The organism is Mangrovibacter sp. MFB070, from assembly GCF_000705335.1.
Classification (GTDB): Bacteria; Pseudomonadota; Gammaproteobacteria; order Enterobacterales; family Enterobacteriaceae; genus Mangrovibacter; species Mangrovibacter plantisponsor.
On record NZ_JJMI01000045.1, the window covers coordinates 1 to 15,091 of the forward strand.

Below are 15,091 nucleotides of genomic sequence, written 5' to 3' on the forward strand. Positions count from 1 at the left end.
CAACAACGACCGCATAGCCATAATGCAGGCTTTACACCTGACTATATGGAAAAACGACTCAACAAACTGTCCGGAAATAGTTGACCACTACAGATGCACCTGGCCGGGCGGGAAATGGAACGGATTGCAGATTGCGCGCGCGAGGGGGGCGGGGACGCGGAAGACTCCCTGCGCGAAGAAAACCATATGATGGCGACGCTGCATGGCGCGCTGGGCGATTAAGGGGAACAAATGAAACTGGCACCTGAATCACGCGACATTCTGCGTCGTTACCGCAGACTCATCAACGAACGGCGGGCGGCCGACGGGCTGACCCCACTCAGGACGGAGCAGGTGATTGATGACCTCTGTTATTTTCTGACCTGCCAGAGCGCGGTTTACCTGTGCGGGCAGTTTATTCGCCAGGGGGAAGCCGGGCGGTAACCGGACTCAGGCAGAGGGATCTGCCTGTTTCCCGTGATGCTGGCCGGACGACACACGAAGTCTGGCTGTCATGAAAAAGGGGAAAAGGATGTCGCTCAGGCGCTCCACTGTACCGGCGTCCTTCCACGATGTTCCAGTCCGCTTCCGGCGTACCGTGCCGGCCTGCGGCAATCGCCGTGCCTCTACTTTAGCCCGACCGCTGCCAATACAAGGGTTCGCTGTCGCCGCCACCCTCACCCGGTCGCAGTGTTTTAAGGCCGGTCGTCAGTCTTCCCGTCGTTACCGGCCTCAATATTCGGCCAGTAACCGTCCAGCCTGTCTCCGTTATTTATCTGCGCTGCGGCTTCCGGTGTCGCCCCTGCATTGTTCGCTGTTCGTCGGGCTGTCGTGTCGGCACGGCGAAAGCCGATCCCCGGATAATCCAGACTAAGGAGACGTTATGGAACACATTACCACCCCGGCGATTTATGTTGGCACCTGGCACCAGTACAACGCCGGGAGCCTGTATGGTCAGTGGTTCGATCTGACCGAATTCGATGATAAAGATGATTTTTATGCCGCCTGTCACGCGCTGCATGCCGGTGAAGCTGATCCGGAACTGATGTTTCAGGATATCGAAGGGATTCCCGGGCAGTTCGCGTCTGAATCGTCCATAAGCTGGTCGTTTATCGACGCATGGAAACAGGCGTTTGAGGACGGGAATGCGGCAGCATTTGTCGCCTGGTCCGGGTATACGGGGCGCTGTGACTATGATGCCTTTGAAAATGCCTACTGTGGTGAGGCAGAAAGTGAAGAGGCGTTTGCCACCGGACAACTGGAGGACTCCGGTGCACTGAATGAAATCCCTGAAGCTTTTCGCGGGTATTTCGACTATGAAGCCTGGGCCAGGGATTTGTTTCTCAACGAATATGACCTGGTCGACGGATACGTTTTTTCACACTGACAGGGCACGGCTTACCTGGGCGGGCAGTGTATTCGCCAGGGGGAAGCCGTCCGGTAAACGGACTCAGGCAGAGGGAGCTGCCTGTTCGTGCGTCTGAACCCCTCCCGCAGGCCTCCGGCCTGCCGGAAACGGGCGGGCTGCGCCAGTGGCGCTGCTGCCCGTCTCCGGTCGGGGTGTGAAGGGATGCCCGATCATCCGGATGTGCCTGTATCCGGGATGAGTGTGACGGTGTTGGTCATCCGTTGACGGTTTTCCTTCGCTGGTTGTGCTGGGCAACGAATTATTCCCGGGCTGACCCGGTCCGGGAACCTTCAAATTTCATACACACAGGAGAATTATTCATGATTTCATTTGCATCCCGTTACCGTACCGGCAACACCATCCGCAAAGAACGCCCGCTGACCCGGGACGAACTGGCGCTATTTGTTCCCAGTGTCTTTTCGGAAGAAAAACATGAGTCCCGCTCAGACCGTTATACTTATATTCCCACCATCACCCTGGTGGATAAATTATTTGAAGAGGGTTTCGTCCCTTATTTCGCCACCCAGGCGCGGGTGAATGATGAATCCCGCCGTGAATATACCAAACACCTGTTACGCCTGCGCCGTCATGACCAGGTGAACGGGCAGGAAGTCCCGGAAATTATTTTATTAAACAGCCATGACGGCTCCAGCTCTTATCAGATGATCCCGGGCATGTATCGGCAGGTCTGCACAAATGGTCTGGTGTGCTGGAAGAACTTTGCGGAAATAAGAATTCCTCACAAAGGGGATATTGTCGGCCAGGTCATTGAAGGGGCCTATGAGGTTCTGGGAATATTCGACAAAATCAATGGTGAAATGGAAGGGATGAAAGCCATCACCCTGTCAGAAGATGCTCAACGTGCCTTTGCTGAATCCGCACTGGAATACCGTTACCCGGACGGTGAAAAACCGGTGACAGCCACACAGGTGTTAAATTCCCGCCGCTGGTATGACAACAGCCCGGATTTATGGACCACGTTCAACCGTGTTCAGGAAAATATGATACAGGGCGGATTACGTACCCGGACGAAAAAGGGAAAACTCACCCGGACACGCGCGATAAAAGGCATTGACGGTGACATTAAACTTAACCAGGCATTATGGCGACTGGCTGAGGAAATGAAAAAAATCATGTCATGAACCCTGTAAAAAGACCTGCCCGTATCCGGCAGGTCTTTTTATATTCACACAGTGCAGAGCGTTAAAAGTGTCATTCCCCTGGCGATGCCGGATTTTTATTGTTCATTACCGTTTTAACATCATTCGCCGGGTGAGGGTGTGGTGACAGCAGCGCCTGCCTGGTCAGCAGAATGGTATAAATACTTTTTATTTTTTTGGCATACTCCCGACGAATGCCGATGTTTTTCACCGATGCCCCCGCATTATACATTCCAACACTGTCCCAGTTTTTCCCGTAAGCCTTAAAGTTTCTCGCCAGAACCCATGCCCCCGTGTACACACACAAACAGGGGTCATGTAACAGGGTGGCGCGGGAAATATTAAATCTTTTCAGCTCAGGATAATGAGAACTGTTTATCTGCATTCCGCACACATCTTCAGAACCGTTTTTGTTCGCCTTATTCACCGCATCAGGAATAAGTCTGGATTCCTGTATGGCAATGGCGGTCAGCAGTAGCGGGTCAATATGAAAATCCCGTCCAGCCTGGGTAAAGCACATTTGCGGCGCGGCCTGAACGGAAAAAGAAAAGGCCAGCAGAGCCAGGAGTGATTTTTTCATTTCAGTGACCTTTGTCAGACGTCGTAAAATTGCCGCTGTTGAATCGTCCGTAAAATACCCCCGCCGATCACGCTTCGCAAGATTTTTCCTCACAGACGCGCCGGAAGCGCTTTTAATCATGGCCTTTCAGCCAGGGCTGAAATATAAAATCAGGCAATCTGAGTTTTTAAATCTGCCGCTCTTTACTTACCTCCAACTACCTCACACCCCACGCAAGGCTTCGCCTTGCAGATAAGATGTTTAAATTCAGTGAGTTGGTGTTGATATGTGTGCGCGATTTTGATGTGTCACGCTAAAACATCGTAGCTTCCTCCGACATTGTAGTGTCGGATTGTACGATACTGTTGGTGTCAGGATGTCGTATAAATGTCTCACAAATGTAGATACCGTTAACTATCATTGAGTTTAATATCGCACAGTGTCACACTGTGCGATATCTTAGTGTCGGATTGTACTACCTGTATAAGACCTGATGGTGTCGGATTGTACGATACCGGTGACCCGTGTCCGGGATGTGATTTCCTGGCAGATTTAATACTGACAGTGTCGGGTCCGACACTGTCATCCGGAGAGGAAAAATATGGGAAGACTGGGGATTTACGTCAAGGATAAAATAGAGCGCGAGATACGCGACATTGTACAGATTGAAATACAGAATGGTGCCACATCTTCTGAAGTCAATGTGTCTTCCATGTGTAATGAACTGCTGCGTCTCGGACTGCTGGTTTATAAAAGCCGCGAAGAGAAAAGTGCATTTGACCTGGAGGGATGGCGGCGCGACCTGATAAAGAAAGTGACCGGCTCACGGGAAGGGATAATGATTCTGACGGCACTGGTCAGTGAAATGTACCTGAAAATAAACGGGGAAAACTCAGTGGACAGAATTGATGAACTGGTCAGTCAGAATGTCACTGCCATCAATGAGGCCGAAGCGGCAGCAGAGAAACTTCATTTCCTGAAGGAGGAATGATTTTTCTGTCAGGCCAGCCTGCGGGCTGGCGCTGAGAACAATATTTACTTTTCTTTTTTATTCCAGGGTAACGCCGCTTTCTCGACGTCTTCTGTTTGTTCTCTGATAAACTTATCAAAAGATAACGCCAGTACCTTGAGGGCGGTAATGTCTTTGTCCCGCCCCACCCAGGTTTCCGTAAAATAATGCAGTGAGTGCATCAGCCGGGTCAGTATCTCATCATTGATACTGCGCTGATTTATTTGTGCCATTAACCGGAGTTCTGTCGCCAGATTTTCCGGAATACGCATACTGTACTGCTGTGTCTTTCCCGGTAACAGGACCCGTCTTTCATCAATCCAGGCATGTGTGGATTCATCTGCCGTGGATTCCGCGTCCGGTTTCTGTGGTATTTCAGGGTGGGTTTCTGTTATCCATTCATAAAATTTTCTCGACAGTGCCTGCAGCTGTTGTCCCTCCACCGTTTTAATTAATGGCATGTCAGGGCGGTAATTCAGTGATTCCATCAGACGCTGCATTATTTCATCATTCATGCTCCGCTGCCGTGTCCGGGCAAATATTCGCAACTCCATCAACAGATTCTCAGGTGCACGGATATTCCATTCCGTAATATCCCCGGCTTTGAACTTCCGGGGTCGCCCACGCTTTTCGTAAAGGTTCTCTTTAACTTTCATGTCGTTATCCATTTTTATTGCAGGGTTTTTTCCTGCCAGACCAAGGGTACAGGACGGGCATGTTCGGATAATTCCTAATAACGCGTAAAAATGTGACATAAATCACAGTTTTTTTTTTTTACTTTCATGGGAAAATCGCGGTGCGTAAACAAAGACTTACGTAAATTCACTTTTCCTGAACATTGTGGAGATTTCCTGAATGCACTTAACAGGTAATGCCCTTCATACCAGAAAGGGATGGGCGGTAGCGTCGGTATTTCGCACCGTCCGTAATAAAATTGCAATGACCCTCAGCGGGGAAATAGCAGCAAACGACGACCACACGACGGCTTCTTCTGTTCTGTCCCGTCTTCAGCATAAACGGACACAATATAAGGAGGCACTGAAAACCGTTGCCGCTTTCGGCGGTGTGCTGGCTTTAATGGCCGCAATGATGCATCCGGCACTGGCCACCGATTTATTATCGTCTCAGGATTCCAGTGTGACGGCGACATTTGGGCATGGCTCTTCGATTGAAAAGTATTTTTATTATGCCGAGATTTTTATTGCGATATTTACCTACATTAAAAGCCGTTCGCCACTGGCATTTGTTGGCCTTGTTATCATGATATTGTTTACCCGCATTGGCTTCCAAATCGCCGCCGGGGGTTAACCATGGACGGGGAAGTGGATAAATATGACTTCCCGGAAACACTGAATCAGCCTGACCGTATTATTGGTCTGCCAAAGGATGAATTCTTTGTCGTGGCACCGGTCATTGTTATCGGTATCGCTTTTAATATGGCCTTTGTCATGTTAGGGGTTGCCGGGGCACTTTGGTTTGCTGTCAGGTATTTTAAGAAAGGGCAGGGCAGTTACTGGTTGCTTAATTTTTGCTACTGGTATTTACCCACCTCACTTTTCCGCACTGTCTTTCAGGCCCTGCCTGATTCCAGTTTCCGACACTGGAGGGCATAGCGGATGAAATACCGGATTCAGGGTAGTCGTAAGAAGTCCCTCGGGTACGCATTCATTATCCTGTGTGCGTTACTTGTCCTCAGTATGACATCCTCTGTCATCACCGGCCTTCTGGCCTGGCACTTTGCCACCACCCAGCGCACTGTCACCACGCCCATGGTGTATAACCAGCCATTCTCCTCTGATGCGAAAAGCGGCGACTCAAATTTAATGAGTATGCTGGCGACCTCGTTCGTCTATCTCCGCCTGACCGTCAGTCCTGAAACCATCGACAACCAGCAAAAACTTCTGCTCAGTTACGTTCCGGCCGCCTCCCGGGATGCCATGAAGAAAGTGCTGGATGTGGAGGCTGAATACATCAGACGCAATGGTGTCACCACGGTCTTCAATATCGCTGATATTACGACCCTCGCGCCGGGTGACATGCTGGTCACGGGAACGCTGTCCGCTTCAACGACCAACGGTCGCCTGAATACCGGGCAGGACACGGTCCCGTCACCGCTCAAGCCGGAAGAGAAAACCTACCGTCTGAAAATTCAGTACCTGAACGGTACGCCTGTTCTGCAGGAATTTTCAGAAGTCATTAAACCTTCCACACAGAAATAACCAGGAGTCAGCCTGTGAAAAAACGTTTTTCTCCGGCGGCAGTGACTGTGTTGCTTCTGACCGGAACCTTTGCCGGCGGCCTTCGGGCCGCCTCCGGTCCCGCCGGCATCCCGTTTGACAATAACGCCCAGGTCCCGGTCACCCTGAGTGACACCAACCCGAACAAAATCGTTATCGACGGCGAGCTGATTACCAGTATCAGTGGTCCCGCCGGTGCGTATGACAAACAGAGCACCACGGACGGCGCCCTGATTATCTCGCCGCTGGTCGGGCAGGATTTCACTATTTTCCTGCAGACCGATAAGGATGCGGCTGTTTCACTGAATGTTCATCCCCGCCCGGGTGCCGGCCGTACCATCCGCCTGACACCGCAGTCACTTCCGGTCCGCCAGAATCCGGAAGCAAAAACCTGGGAAGAGGGGCAGTCCTATGAGAAAACTCTGGTGGATATCGCCCGCGCCGCCACAAAAGGGGAAGTCCCGGATAATTTCGACGTGTATCCCGTCAGCCGCAGTACGGATTACACCCCGCCCGTTCCGGTCACACTCACCCCCGAACAACAGTTTGTGGGCGCTCACCTGCGTATTGTTCGCTACCGCATGCGTAACAGTGGCTGGGTGACACAGACCCTGCATGAAAAAGACTTCTGGCAGAAAAATGTCCGTGCCGTGATGCTCTCAACCCGCCAGTTGTATGCATCCGGTGAAGGTTATGTCTGGGTGATTTTTTCTGATGACGGAGTGCGCCACTGATGGGACTGAACATAAATGTCACCACCCGCCGCAAACAGCTGGCCGTCCTGATTTCCGTTCTGGCCATCGCCGGGGCGGCCACTGCCGGCATCATGGTCTTCGGTCGTGACGACGGACAGACCCGGGCAAAAGCCCTCCCGGCCACCCCGAACATGGTGGGCGTGGTGACCGCCACCTTTGATGACAAACTGCAGACCTCCGCGATGCAACAGCAGCAGGCCGCCACCTCCGCGCTGGAGCAGAAGGTTCAGCAACTGGCTGAACAGATAAAGCAGAACCATGATGATTTCACGCACAAACTGCAGGAGAAAGACCAGCAGATTGCGCAGCTGCAACAGGGGAAAAATACGGGCAACGCTGCCCCGGAAGGCAACAGTCAGACCAGCACCACGCCTGGTAACACCCCGTTATGAAGGCGCGGCCATGGGCTCGGCGCTGGGTGCGGGTATCACGGCCTACAACGGCAATTCAGGCGGTGCCGTGCTCGGCGCGGGACTGGCGGCTGGACTGGTGGGTATGGCGGCCGATGCCATGGTTGAGGACACGAACTACACCATGGTGACAGACCTGCAAATTTCAGAGCAGAGCAAAGCGTCTGTAACAACAGACAATGTGGCGGCGCTGAAGCAGGGAGCGTCAGGCGTGAAACTGCAGACCAGTACGGAACAGGGCAACCGGATGAAGTACCAGACCCGCGTGGTGTCCACAGCCAATAAGGTGAACCTGAAGTTTGAGGAAGCCCGGCCTGTACTGGAAGCCCAACTGGCCAAATCCATCACCGGTATTCTGTAAACACGCCGGCGACTGAACCTGCAAATTTGTCAGGGCATACACTATGCGCTAAATTATGCGCATAGTTTCTGTTCTCTGCGGGAGAGGTTCCATGAAATCATCCGTCTCTGTTGTCTCAAACCTTACCACGCCAGCGGTCACCAGACGGTCCGGGAAACGCAGCACGAATGTGTACCTGACGGCCGAAAACGTGGACGCAGCGCGCCGGATGAATATCAACCTGTCCGCGACGCTCGATGCCATGCTGGCTGAAGCCGTCAGACAGAGGCAGCAGGAAACCCGGAAAGATGAGTTACGGGCGGGTATTCAGGCATTTAATGCCTTCGAGCGGGAAGCCGGACTGTTCACGGACGATGATGAATACGGGGTTCTCTGATGGCGCAGTATGCTGTTTACGTCAACCGGTCGCCCAAAACCCGGCAACAGTACCCTTTCATCATCGATATTCAGTCTGACCTGCTGGATAACTATGATTCCCGTGTGGTCATGCCACTGGCCCCCATGACAGCGCAAAACTCACAGATCCGGTCACTGACACCGGTTATCTCCGTGAGTGGTCAGCGTTATGTGGTCATCGTTAAATCTGTCACGACCGTCAGTAAAGACAAACTGAAAGAGGCGGATGTGGTGGCGGTTGTCCCTGAGATCCACGCCGATATTCTTTCCGGCCTGCATGGCATTGTTTCTGGCATCTGACGAACCGTTTTCTGCCGTTCACTGACCGTTTCTGTTCCTCACCTGATATTCAGCTGACACCGCCTGTCGTCCCGGCTCCGGGGCGTTGGTGCCCGTTTTAACTTTCATTCACTTCCGCTTCCTCCACAGGACAGATTCACCGCCCTGCGGCTCACTCATCCTGTCTGCGGCGAGCGGTCCCTGTGTCTTTTATCAAGGATTTCATCATGCAACACTCATCATTCAAAACCGGCCTGGTGGTCATGTTTTTCCTCGCCCTTTCCCTGACATACAGCGCCATTCTGATGCTGTACGAAGGCAGTGCCTGGATTAAATGGACGATGGGTCATTCCTTCCTGTTCAGCTTTACCCTGGCCGGGACCACGACAGACCCGACCCTGTGGCACCCGGCATACGCCCTCAATACGGTGACGGCGGTGCTGGTCTTTCTGGCCGCCGGCACTGTGTTATCCGCTGCCACCGGTGCGCTGACCCTGCTGCCGGGCAAACTACTGGCCCGGGTTCGCTGGCGGTACTCGCTGCGCCGCTGGCCGTGATTGAGTTTTTTGACTACCAGTGTGTGTTCTGCAGCCGGCTGGCCCCGGAACTGGAAAACGTGATGCAGGGCCATCATGAGGTGCGCTATGTCTTTAAGGACTGGCCCATTTTTGCTTCCCGCTGGCCGGCTTCCCATGATGCGGCGGTCAGGGGGCTTAACATCTGGAAGACAAAGGGCCCGGCCGCCTATATGGCGTTTCATAACGGCATTTACCGGACCGGTCATGATGAGGGCGCTCTGACCCCGGCGGATATTGATGCCGTCACCCGCACGGTGATGAAGGGCACTCCGCTGGCGTCCGGCGCAGACAGTGACAGCGTTCTGGAGGCCAACAACCAGCTGGCGCAAAAACTGGGACTGACCGGCACACCGGGCCTGATTGTGATGCCGGTGGATAATCCCACGCCGGACACGATTACGGTATTACCGGGTGCCGTACCGGTGGCTCAGATTGAGGCGGCCATCAGGCGGGCCGGCGGCAAAGCCACGAAATCGTAAATTCAGACAAAGACTATTGTTGTGGAGTATGTAAGGCGATGAAATCCCCTGTATTCACAAGGGAATACAGGAGCAAATACGGACCGTGAGACTCCACACATATCAGGCAAAATCTCTGGATGATATCTGGCTGGATGATATCCCGAATATCCGCAACCCGGCTGCTGCCGTTCAGGACCTGGAATATACCGCCAGCCCTGAACGACGGATTCAGGAATGGGATCTGCCGGATGGCTACAGTGTTTATGTCAATAAATACCGGGTCTTTCACCGTCAGTTTACCTGGATGGCATACCGTGACGCGCTGAATGATGTCCGGCGCGGCAATATTGTGCTGCTGAAGAGACACGATTCAGGGGACGAGATGGCCCGGGTGGTGACATCATCCGGGGCGTTGCGCGGTGACTTGCCGGTGGCGCTGCACACCCGGCTCAGTTATCTCATCCGCAACCAGTTACACCGTCCCCGGTACATTACCGGCACCATCAACAGTAAAGCGGCCGGAAGACTGCTGGCTGCCGGGGGGATTTATAACGGTAATCCGGACGGATTCAGGAATACAGCCAGGCAACTGGGAGGCGATGCCCCCGCCGGGTATGACCAGGTTATGAATCCCCGGACAAAAGGACTTATTATTGCCGGTGCATCCATTCTGGGTATAGGGCGTGTAACGCCAGCCAGAATACAGGAACTTGAGGATATCGCTGGTTTTTCAACGTCAAAATTGTCTGATGCTGCAGGTGTTATGGACAAAGCAGGCTTAACTAAAGCCGGAAGGGCGCTGCAAAAACACGGGGACCGGGCAGGCAGTATATTCCCCAAAGCGGTGGGAGATACTACAGCGCGGAATACGCAGGGACAGGGCATTGTTGATGGTATTCTTAATGACAGTGGCAGTACAGTTTTACAAAAAAACACGGGCCGATTTGGCCTTGTGACAGACATCATATCCCCCGAAGGGAAAGGGATCAGATATGATGCAAACGGAAATTTTATTGGTTTTTTGGAGCCTCCTAAATGACATACAAACTTACATCACAGATAGCCAGTCTGCCGGACAGGGAAAACGTTGTTTTTGAAATTTATGCTGGTAGTGAACAGGTGGCTGAAATTTCCAATGAGCCTGGAGAAGGCCTCCGGATTGAAATATTTAACTGCCCTGATGGGGCATGGAGTTTTGACCTGGATACATTTTCTTCACTTGTCGAGCAGGGTAAAAAAAGCATCATCTGAAGGGGCGTTAAGGGTTCTGGAACAAGTGAGGGTCAGCAACTTGTTCCAGTCCAAAATAAAAACATTGCGACAATTCCAAACTTCAAATCCCATTCAAGCCCCTGACAACGCATCTCAGAAGTCGGGTCCAGCCCTTCCGGTATGCTAACAATAAGTTATTAGGCGTAATGATACGAAAAATTTACTGATAAACTGGTTGGCGGAAGCAGTTATCACAGTTAAGCTTATACACTTTGTAACAGCGAAGTGTAAGAACAATCGTCAGTATTTCTTATATATTATCACCAGGTGATTGATCATGGGTCTTTATAGCATATCGAATAAAATCCTCACGCCATTGGAAAAAACAACTTACAGTATCGAAGGATTACAGGAACGTTATGACCTTCAGGAGGCAATTAAGAATAACATTGAGATATTAGCTCCTGAGTCTCTGGTAATATCTGAGGAATTTTCTGACTGGGAGGATAGTAAAAGAAGAATTGATATTTTGGCTATCGATAAACAGGCTAATCTCGTTGTTATTGAATTAAAACGAGATGAAATAGGAGCACATATGGAACTTCAGGCTGTCAGGTATGCCGCTATGATTTCCACAATGAGCTTTTCTAAAGCATGTGAATATTACCAAAACTACATAACAAAAAATAATTTGGATATTGATGCCAAGGAGCGAATACTGGAGTTTGTTGAGTTGGAAGATACTGAGCTTGTTGATTTTGGGAAAGATGTAAGGATTATATTAGCCTCCGCAGGATTTAGTAAAGAACTCACGACAACAGCTATTTGGCTCAGGGATAAAGGTGTTGATATCAGTTGTGTGAAAATAACACCATATCATTTTGATGGTAAGGTACTTATAAATTCGGAACAGATAATCCCCGTTCCTGAGCTTGACGAGTATCAGGTTAAGTTTAGGGAGAAAAGAATTGAACAGATATCCAGTTCTAATAAATCTGATCGCGACTACTCTCGTTATAATTACAAAGGTGTGACTTATAATAAGAGGAATCTGGCTCTTGTGGTTATTACTGACTGGATAGAGAAGCATAATCCTGAAAATCCTGAAAATCTTGAAACTCTTAAACACAAACTATCTCATGTCATAAAGCACAGGACAATAGCATTAGTTGAACAGATTACAGGATATAAAATGAACAGGTATCATATTAATGATGATGACATCATTGAACTTTCATCTGGTGAAATGGTGGCTATATCCAACCAGTGGAGTATCGGTAGTTTGGATAGATTACTTAAATTTGTTAGGGAAGATGGTTTCATTATTGAACAAATAAAAGATTAAAGTGATGAATCTGTCCGTTGTTGACTGGTAAGTTTATCGTTTGTGGCAAGTTATTCTGCATTTCAAACTCCGTGGGCATTTGGCGAAGCAAGGTTTGCCACTAATATTTGTTGCTTTTCATTGGGTAACGTCGGAAATTCACAGGGACGTAGTAAGGTTTACCGAAGACTAATCGCAGCAGAAAAGGAGCGAGTATGGCGACGATAACGGTTTCTCCGGTTCATTTTGAGGACTACAGTGGTATCCAGTTCGAGCGCCTTGTTTTTGCATACCACCTGCGCGCGGGTTGGCATGATCTGATTTGGCACGGTCAATCAGGAGGTGATCAAGGGCGAGATATCTCGGGTATTGAACCATTTGATGACCAGCCAGCACGTAAGACCATTATCCAATGCGCGAACCGAGACACGTTGACACTGGCAAAAGCCAAGAGCGACATGAGTAAGTCGATTAAAGCAACTGGCAGTGTCCCAGACGTCTTTAAGTTCGTCTCTCGTGGTGCGGTCTCGGATGCTGGCAGAACGCGCATTGAGCAAGCAGCAGCTTCCCTGGGCGTCAGGCATGTAACGATATGGTCGGGCGTAGAGTTCGAAGAAAACTTGCGTCTTCGTGCTGAATATCTGCTGCACCGTTTTGTCCAGGGCGTCGAGTTTCCTGATGTTGAAGCTGATATTCAAAAATTCACAGATGATTTTCCCGACCTTTCCGACGCCGATGTTCTGCAACTGATGGCTGCCGTATTTGACCGGCCAGCATTTCGCACACCGTTTCAACAAGAAAGTTCTCTCCCTGCTTTTCAGAAGGCAATCGAAGATACCATTGGCGCACTAAATACAGGTTTGTGGAGAACGCGTGATGGCGTCGAGATCAGGCGCATTCCTTCGATCCACCATCTCAAAAATCAACGCATCCAGACAGTGATGGGAAAAGTGGTTCGTCAGGTCGACCAACTGCGGCGCATCTTCGTAACTCGGCTTAAGGAAGGGGAAATAAGACCTTGTGGATGTGGTCAGCCCGATTGCCCCACGTTTATGCTCACGCAACGCGTGGCTGACGAGCTAGACGACGCGAGACAGAGAATCCTCACGACGTTTCAATCAGTGTATACTTCCTTCAGTGTGAGCCTTAGTTAGGCAATGAAAAATGGAACCTACAGCGTACTTATTCTTCTTGAAAGCCCAATATAATTTCTTAATTATGCGAATGTGGTGATGGCACTGACCCCGGAACAAATTCACTACCTCAACCAATATGCACCAGGCGAAGCTGTGTCACATGCATTGTCCGAGCTACTATTCATTGATCATGATCTTCTCGGTATCGATGCTAACGAACGGTCGATTACCTTTCGCTTTGCGATGTACCTCCAACAATATTTTCCCGGTTGGACTGTAGATTGCGAATACAACCGGGACAGCATTGAACCTAAACGGCTCAGAAATTTGGAACTTGATCCAGACAGCGAAGACGTTGAGGCAAAGACAGTATTTCCAGATGTGATCGTGCATCGGCGAGGTACACGACAGAATCATTTGGTCTTGGAGTTCAAAAAATCAACGAGTCGCGTCGATAGAGAGATCGATCTACTAAAACTTCGAGGTTATAAGCAGCAGCTTGGTTACGAGCACGCTCTGTTTGTGGAGGTCGGCACCGAAGGGCAATCGATCATCACGGCGCTCGAGTGGGTCTGAGAGGTGATAGAAAGATAATTCATGATACGTATTCCATCATTCAACTCTCAGCACCTTGAGGCCGCCTGTCGCGTCCTTGCTGATACCGAACGTGGCTTGAGTGGGTCGCAGATCGAGCGACTGCTACAAGAAATTAAAGTTGCGGACACATCGCCAGGAATGACAAAGTGGAAACGTCTGTTTAATGCGCTCGCAGGTGCGCAGAACCAGTATCAGGTCGGCAACCATCTTATTATGTTCATTAACCGTGCGATGAACCCGGTTAATTACGCCCGTGATCCATCGGTATTTGCCTGGCGACGTGATGAACTCAATGTTGTCCTGGCTTTTTCCGGTTTTTATATCCGTGAGGATGGTAAGGTCGCGAGCGCCGCTAAAGTAACGACTCTGGATTCTGCTCGAGCCCGCGCCGGGCGACTTAAGGCTGCACTCGAAAGCCGTGCTGTGCATGCGGAAGTTTTGAACTATTGCCGTGCCGAACTTCTGGACGAAAACTATTTTCATGCCGTCTTCGAGGCGACGAAGGGGGTTGCGGAACGTATTCGTCAGTTGTCCGGGTTGAGCGGTGATGGTGCTGACTTGGTGAACAAGGCATTTACCGGACAACAACCTGTTCTGACTTTGGGATCGCTCACCACCGACTCAGAAAAGAGCGAACAGAAAGGTTTTGCGAATCTACTGATTGGTCTATTCGGCGCTGTGCGCAATCCACTAGCCCATGCGCCTAAGAAGAATTGGCCCATGTCTGAACTGGATGCGCTGGACATCCTTACGTTGGTTTCGCTTATTCATCGCAAGCTGGATGGCACGCAGAAACAACTATAGCCGCACCATAGTGGAGTTGCATGAGCTACACAGTGTTGATCTTGCTGTACCTTTTATCTCTCCGGACCGGGCTCACTGTTCAACCCGCCAGTCGTGCCGTTAACAGCATCCGTGCGTCAGGTATTTCCTTATACTGTAGTGCCTTTCCGCTTCCTCACGCAGGCCGTCATCGTCCTGCGTTTGCGGCGAGCGGTGTCATATTTGTTTGCATATCAGAATAATCCTTTTCCTGGAAAATTCGTGATTGTGACGGTATGCTAAGGCCTGTAACGGTATTTGAGCGGAAATACCGTTGAAAATTCAAGAAACTGTGACTTAACACAAACTGTCAGGCCGGAACGGGTGAGGCGACCCGGACCGGATGCGGACTGGCAGGTTAAGTCACAGGGTTGTCCTGCGTCCGATAAAATGCGGCCGGGCGGGGGA

The 15,091-nt window shown here is 50.7% G+C and carries 21 protein-coding genes and 1 pseudogene; 20 read left to right on the forward strand and 2 right to left on the reverse strand.

What is annotated here, in order from left to right; genetic code table 11:
- Positions 1 to 231: 231 nt before the first annotated feature.
- The 3 genes from DT73_RS20570 (at position 232) to DT73_RS20580 (ending at position 2,529) form a co-directional block, all read left to right on the forward strand.
- On the forward strand, positions 232 to 423 hold the full coding sequence (locus tag DT73_RS20570; RefSeq protein ID WP_036114416.1) for a hypothetical protein: 192 nt from the start codon (positions 232 to 234) through the stop codon (positions 421 to 423).
- Positions 424 to 862: 439 nt separating this feature from the next.
- A complete protein-coding gene (locus DT73_RS20575; RefSeq protein ID WP_036114419.1) occupies positions 863 to 1,366 on the forward strand; it encodes an antirestriction protein ArdA in 504 nt (167 codons plus the stop codon).
- Between the two features lie 344 nt (positions 1,367 to 1,710).
- A complete protein-coding gene (locus DT73_RS20580) occupies positions 1,711 to 2,529 on the forward strand; it encodes a DUF932 domain-containing protein (protein ID WP_200874811.1) in 819 nt (272 codons plus the stop codon).
- A 70-nt stretch (positions 2,530 to 2,599) separates the two neighbouring features.
- Here the strand turns inward: DT73_RS20580 and DT73_RS20585 are convergent, their stop codons facing one another.
- Positions 2,600 to 3,127 carry a lytic transglycosylase domain-containing protein gene (locus DT73_RS20585; protein ID WP_084172334.1) on the reverse strand — a complete coding sequence of 176 codons (528 nt, stop codon included), beginning with the start codon at positions 3,125 to 3,127 and terminating at the stop codon, positions 2,600 to 2,602.
- A 580-nt stretch (positions 3,128 to 3,707) separates the two neighbouring features.
- On the opposite strand from DT73_RS20585, the gene DT73_RS20590 reads away from it, so the two are divergent.
- On the forward strand, positions 3,708 to 4,097 hold the full coding sequence (locus tag DT73_RS20590; protein ID WP_036114427.1) for a relaxosome protein TraM: 390 nt from the start codon (positions 3,708 to 3,710) through the stop codon (positions 4,095 to 4,097).
- A 44-nt stretch (positions 4,098 to 4,141) separates the two neighbouring features.
- On the opposite strand, the gene DT73_RS20595 is transcribed toward DT73_RS20590, so the two are convergent.
- Positions 4,142 to 4,771 carry an Arc family DNA-binding protein gene (locus DT73_RS20595; protein WP_036114614.1) on the reverse strand — a complete coding sequence of 210 codons (630 nt, stop codon included), beginning with the start codon at positions 4,769 to 4,771 and terminating at the stop codon, positions 4,142 to 4,144.
- Between the two features lie 199 nt (positions 4,772 to 4,970).
- On the opposite strand from DT73_RS20595, the gene DT73_RS20600 reads away from it, so the two are divergent.
- The 16 genes and pseudogenes from DT73_RS20600 (at position 4,971) to DT73_RS20670 (ending at position 14,665) form a co-directional block, all read left to right on the forward strand.
- Complete coding sequence (locus DT73_RS20600; RefSeq protein WP_036114429.1) at positions 4,971 to 5,423, forward strand: type IV conjugative transfer system pilin TraA; 453 nt, start codon at positions 4,971 to 4,973, stop codon at positions 5,421 to 5,423.
- Positions 5,424 to 5,425: 2 nt separating this feature from the next.
- Positions 5,426 to 5,728 carry a type IV conjugative transfer system protein TraL gene (traL, locus tag DT73_RS20605; protein WP_036114431.1) on the forward strand — a complete coding sequence of 101 codons (303 nt, stop codon included), beginning with the start codon at positions 5,426 to 5,428 and terminating at the stop codon, positions 5,726 to 5,728.
- Between the two features lie 3 nt (positions 5,729 to 5,731).
- A complete protein-coding gene (locus DT73_RS20610) occupies positions 5,732 to 6,334 on the forward strand; it encodes a TraE/TraK family type IV conjugative transfer system protein (protein WP_036114434.1) in 603 nt (200 codons plus the stop codon).
- Positions 6,335 to 6,348: 14 nt separating this feature from the next.
- The gene (gene traK / locus DT73_RS20615) at positions 6,349 to 7,086 is read left to right on the forward strand and encodes a type-F conjugative transfer system secretin TraK (RefSeq protein ID WP_036114437.1); all 738 of its coding nucleotides are present in this window, start codon (positions 6,349 to 6,351) and stop codon (positions 7,084 to 7,086) included.
- On the forward strand, positions 7,086 to 7,499 hold the full coding sequence (locus DT73_RS26290) for a hypothetical protein (protein WP_036114438.1): 414 nt from the start codon (positions 7,086 to 7,088) through the stop codon (positions 7,497 to 7,499). Before traK ends, DT73_RS26290 begins: the two co-directional genes overlap by 1 nt.
- Positions 7,492 to 7,878, forward strand: a pseudogene (gene traT, locus DT73_RS20625) (complement resistance protein TraT); the annotation flags it as partial. The gene DT73_RS26290 and the pseudogene traT, both read left to right, overlap by 8 nt.
- A gap of 91 nt (positions 7,879 to 7,969) precedes the next feature.
- Complete coding sequence (locus tag DT73_RS20630) at positions 7,970 to 8,254, forward strand: type II toxin-antitoxin system CcdA family antitoxin (RefSeq protein ID WP_036114441.1); 285 nt, start codon at positions 7,970 to 7,972, stop codon at positions 8,252 to 8,254.
- Positions 8,254 to 8,574 (forward strand): CcdB family protein, encoded by a 321-nt coding sequence (locus DT73_RS20635; protein WP_036114443.1) that lies wholly within the window; start codon positions 8,254 to 8,256, stop codon positions 8,572 to 8,574. Before DT73_RS20630 ends, DT73_RS20635 begins: the two co-directional genes overlap by 1 nt.
- 206 nt (positions 8,575 to 8,780) lie before the next feature.
- Positions 8,781 to 9,110 (forward strand): hypothetical protein, encoded by a 330-nt coding sequence (locus DT73_RS26860; protein ID WP_051691492.1) that lies wholly within the window; start codon positions 8,781 to 8,783, stop codon positions 9,108 to 9,110.
- Positions 9,107 to 9,610 carry a DsbA family protein gene (locus tag DT73_RS20640; RefSeq protein WP_051691493.1) on the forward strand — a complete coding sequence of 168 codons (504 nt, stop codon included), beginning with the start codon at positions 9,107 to 9,109 and terminating at the stop codon, positions 9,608 to 9,610. The genes DT73_RS26860 and DT73_RS20640 overlap by 4 nt, the downstream gene beginning before the upstream one ends.
- An 85-nt stretch (positions 9,611 to 9,695) precedes the next feature.
- On the forward strand, positions 9,696 to 10,631 hold the full coding sequence (locus tag DT73_RS26865) for a hypothetical protein (protein WP_051691494.1): 936 nt from the start codon (positions 9,696 to 9,698) through the stop codon (positions 10,629 to 10,631).
- Positions 10,628 to 10,843 (forward strand): hypothetical protein, encoded by a 216-nt coding sequence (locus DT73_RS20650; protein WP_036114446.1) that lies wholly within the window; start codon positions 10,628 to 10,630, stop codon positions 10,841 to 10,843. Before DT73_RS26865 ends, DT73_RS20650 begins: the two co-directional genes overlap by 4 nt.
- Positions 10,844 to 11,141: 298 nt before the next feature.
- On the forward strand, positions 11,142 to 12,149 hold the full coding sequence (locus DT73_RS20655; RefSeq protein WP_036114451.1) for a membrane protein: 1,008 nt from the start codon (positions 11,142 to 11,144) through the stop codon (positions 12,147 to 12,149).
- 194 nt (positions 12,150 to 12,343) lie between these two features.
- A complete protein-coding gene (locus DT73_RS20660; protein ID WP_036114454.1) occupies positions 12,344 to 13,282 on the forward strand; it encodes a hypothetical protein in 939 nt (312 codons plus the stop codon).
- Between the two features lie 78 nt (positions 13,283 to 13,360).
- Entirely contained in the window at positions 13,361 to 13,840 is a 480-nt protein-coding gene (locus tag DT73_RS20665; RefSeq protein WP_036114460.1) for a hypothetical protein, read from the forward strand.
- A gap of 21 nt (positions 13,841 to 13,861) precedes the next feature.
- Positions 13,862 to 14,665, forward strand: a complete 804-nt coding sequence (locus tag DT73_RS20670) for a TIGR02391 family protein (RefSeq protein ID WP_003036327.1) — start codon at positions 13,862 to 13,864, stop codon at positions 14,663 to 14,665.
- Positions 14,666 to 15,091: the final 426 nt, after the last annotated feature.

What these genes read in the sequence shown, in the direction of transcription:
- DT73_RS20570 (WP_036114416.1), top strand. Translation starts at nt 232, where the DNA reads ATGAAACTGGCACCTGAATCACGCGACATTCTGCGTCGTTACCGCAGA.
- DT73_RS20650 (WP_036114446.1), top strand. Translation starts at nt 10,628, where the DNA reads ATGACATACAAACTTACATCACAGATAGCCAGTCTGCCGGACAGGGAA.
- DT73_RS26860 (WP_051691492.1), top strand. Translation starts at nt 8,781, where the DNA reads ATGCAACACTCATCATTCAAAACCGGCCTGGTGGTCATGTTTTTCCTC.
- DT73_RS20655 (WP_036114451.1), top strand. Translation starts at nt 11,142, where the DNA reads ATGGGTCTTTATAGCATATCGAATAAAATCCTCACGCCATTGGAAAAA.
- DT73_RS26290 (WP_036114438.1), top strand. Translation starts at nt 7,086, where the DNA reads ATGGGACTGAACATAAATGTCACCACCCGCCGCAAACAGCTGGCCGTC.
- DT73_RS20610 (WP_036114434.1), top strand. Translation starts at nt 5,732, where the DNA reads ATGAAATACCGGATTCAGGGTAGTCGTAAGAAGTCCCTCGGGTACGCA.
- DT73_RS20630 (WP_036114441.1), top strand. Translation starts at nt 7,970, where the DNA reads ATGAAATCATCCGTCTCTGTTGTCTCAAACCTTACCACGCCAGCGGTC.
- traL (WP_036114431.1), top strand. Translation starts at nt 5,426, where the DNA reads ATGGACGGGGAAGTGGATAAATATGACTTCCCGGAAACACTGAATCAG.
- DT73_RS20660 (WP_036114454.1), top strand. Translation starts at nt 12,344, where the DNA reads ATGGCGACGATAACGGTTTCTCCGGTTCATTTTGAGGACTACAGTGGT.
- DT73_RS20585 (WP_084172334.1), bottom strand. Translation starts at nt 3,127, where the DNA reads ATGAAAAAATCACTCCTGGCTCTGCTGGCCTTTTCTTTTTCCGTTCAG.
- DT73_RS20665 (WP_036114460.1), top strand. Translation starts at nt 13,361, where the DNA reads ATGGCACTGACCCCGGAACAAATTCACTACCTCAACCAATATGCACCA.
- DT73_RS20575 (WP_036114419.1), top strand. Translation starts at nt 863, where the DNA reads ATGGAACACATTACCACCCCGGCGATTTATGTTGGCACCTGGCACCAG.
- DT73_RS20595 (WP_036114614.1), bottom strand. Translation starts at nt 4,771, where the DNA reads ATGAAAGTTAAAGAGAACCTTTACGAAAAGCGTGGGCGACCCCGGAAG.
- DT73_RS20635 (WP_036114443.1), top strand. Translation starts at nt 8,254, where the DNA reads ATGGCGCAGTATGCTGTTTACGTCAACCGGTCGCCCAAAACCCGGCAA.
- DT73_RS20600 (WP_036114429.1), top strand. Translation starts at nt 4,971, where the DNA reads ATGCACTTAACAGGTAATGCCCTTCATACCAGAAAGGGATGGGCGGTA.
- DT73_RS20670 (WP_003036327.1), top strand. Translation starts at nt 13,862, where the DNA reads ATGATACGTATTCCATCATTCAACTCTCAGCACCTTGAGGCCGCCTGT.
- DT73_RS20590 (WP_036114427.1), top strand. Translation starts at nt 3,708, where the DNA reads ATGGGAAGACTGGGGATTTACGTCAAGGATAAAATAGAGCGCGAGATA.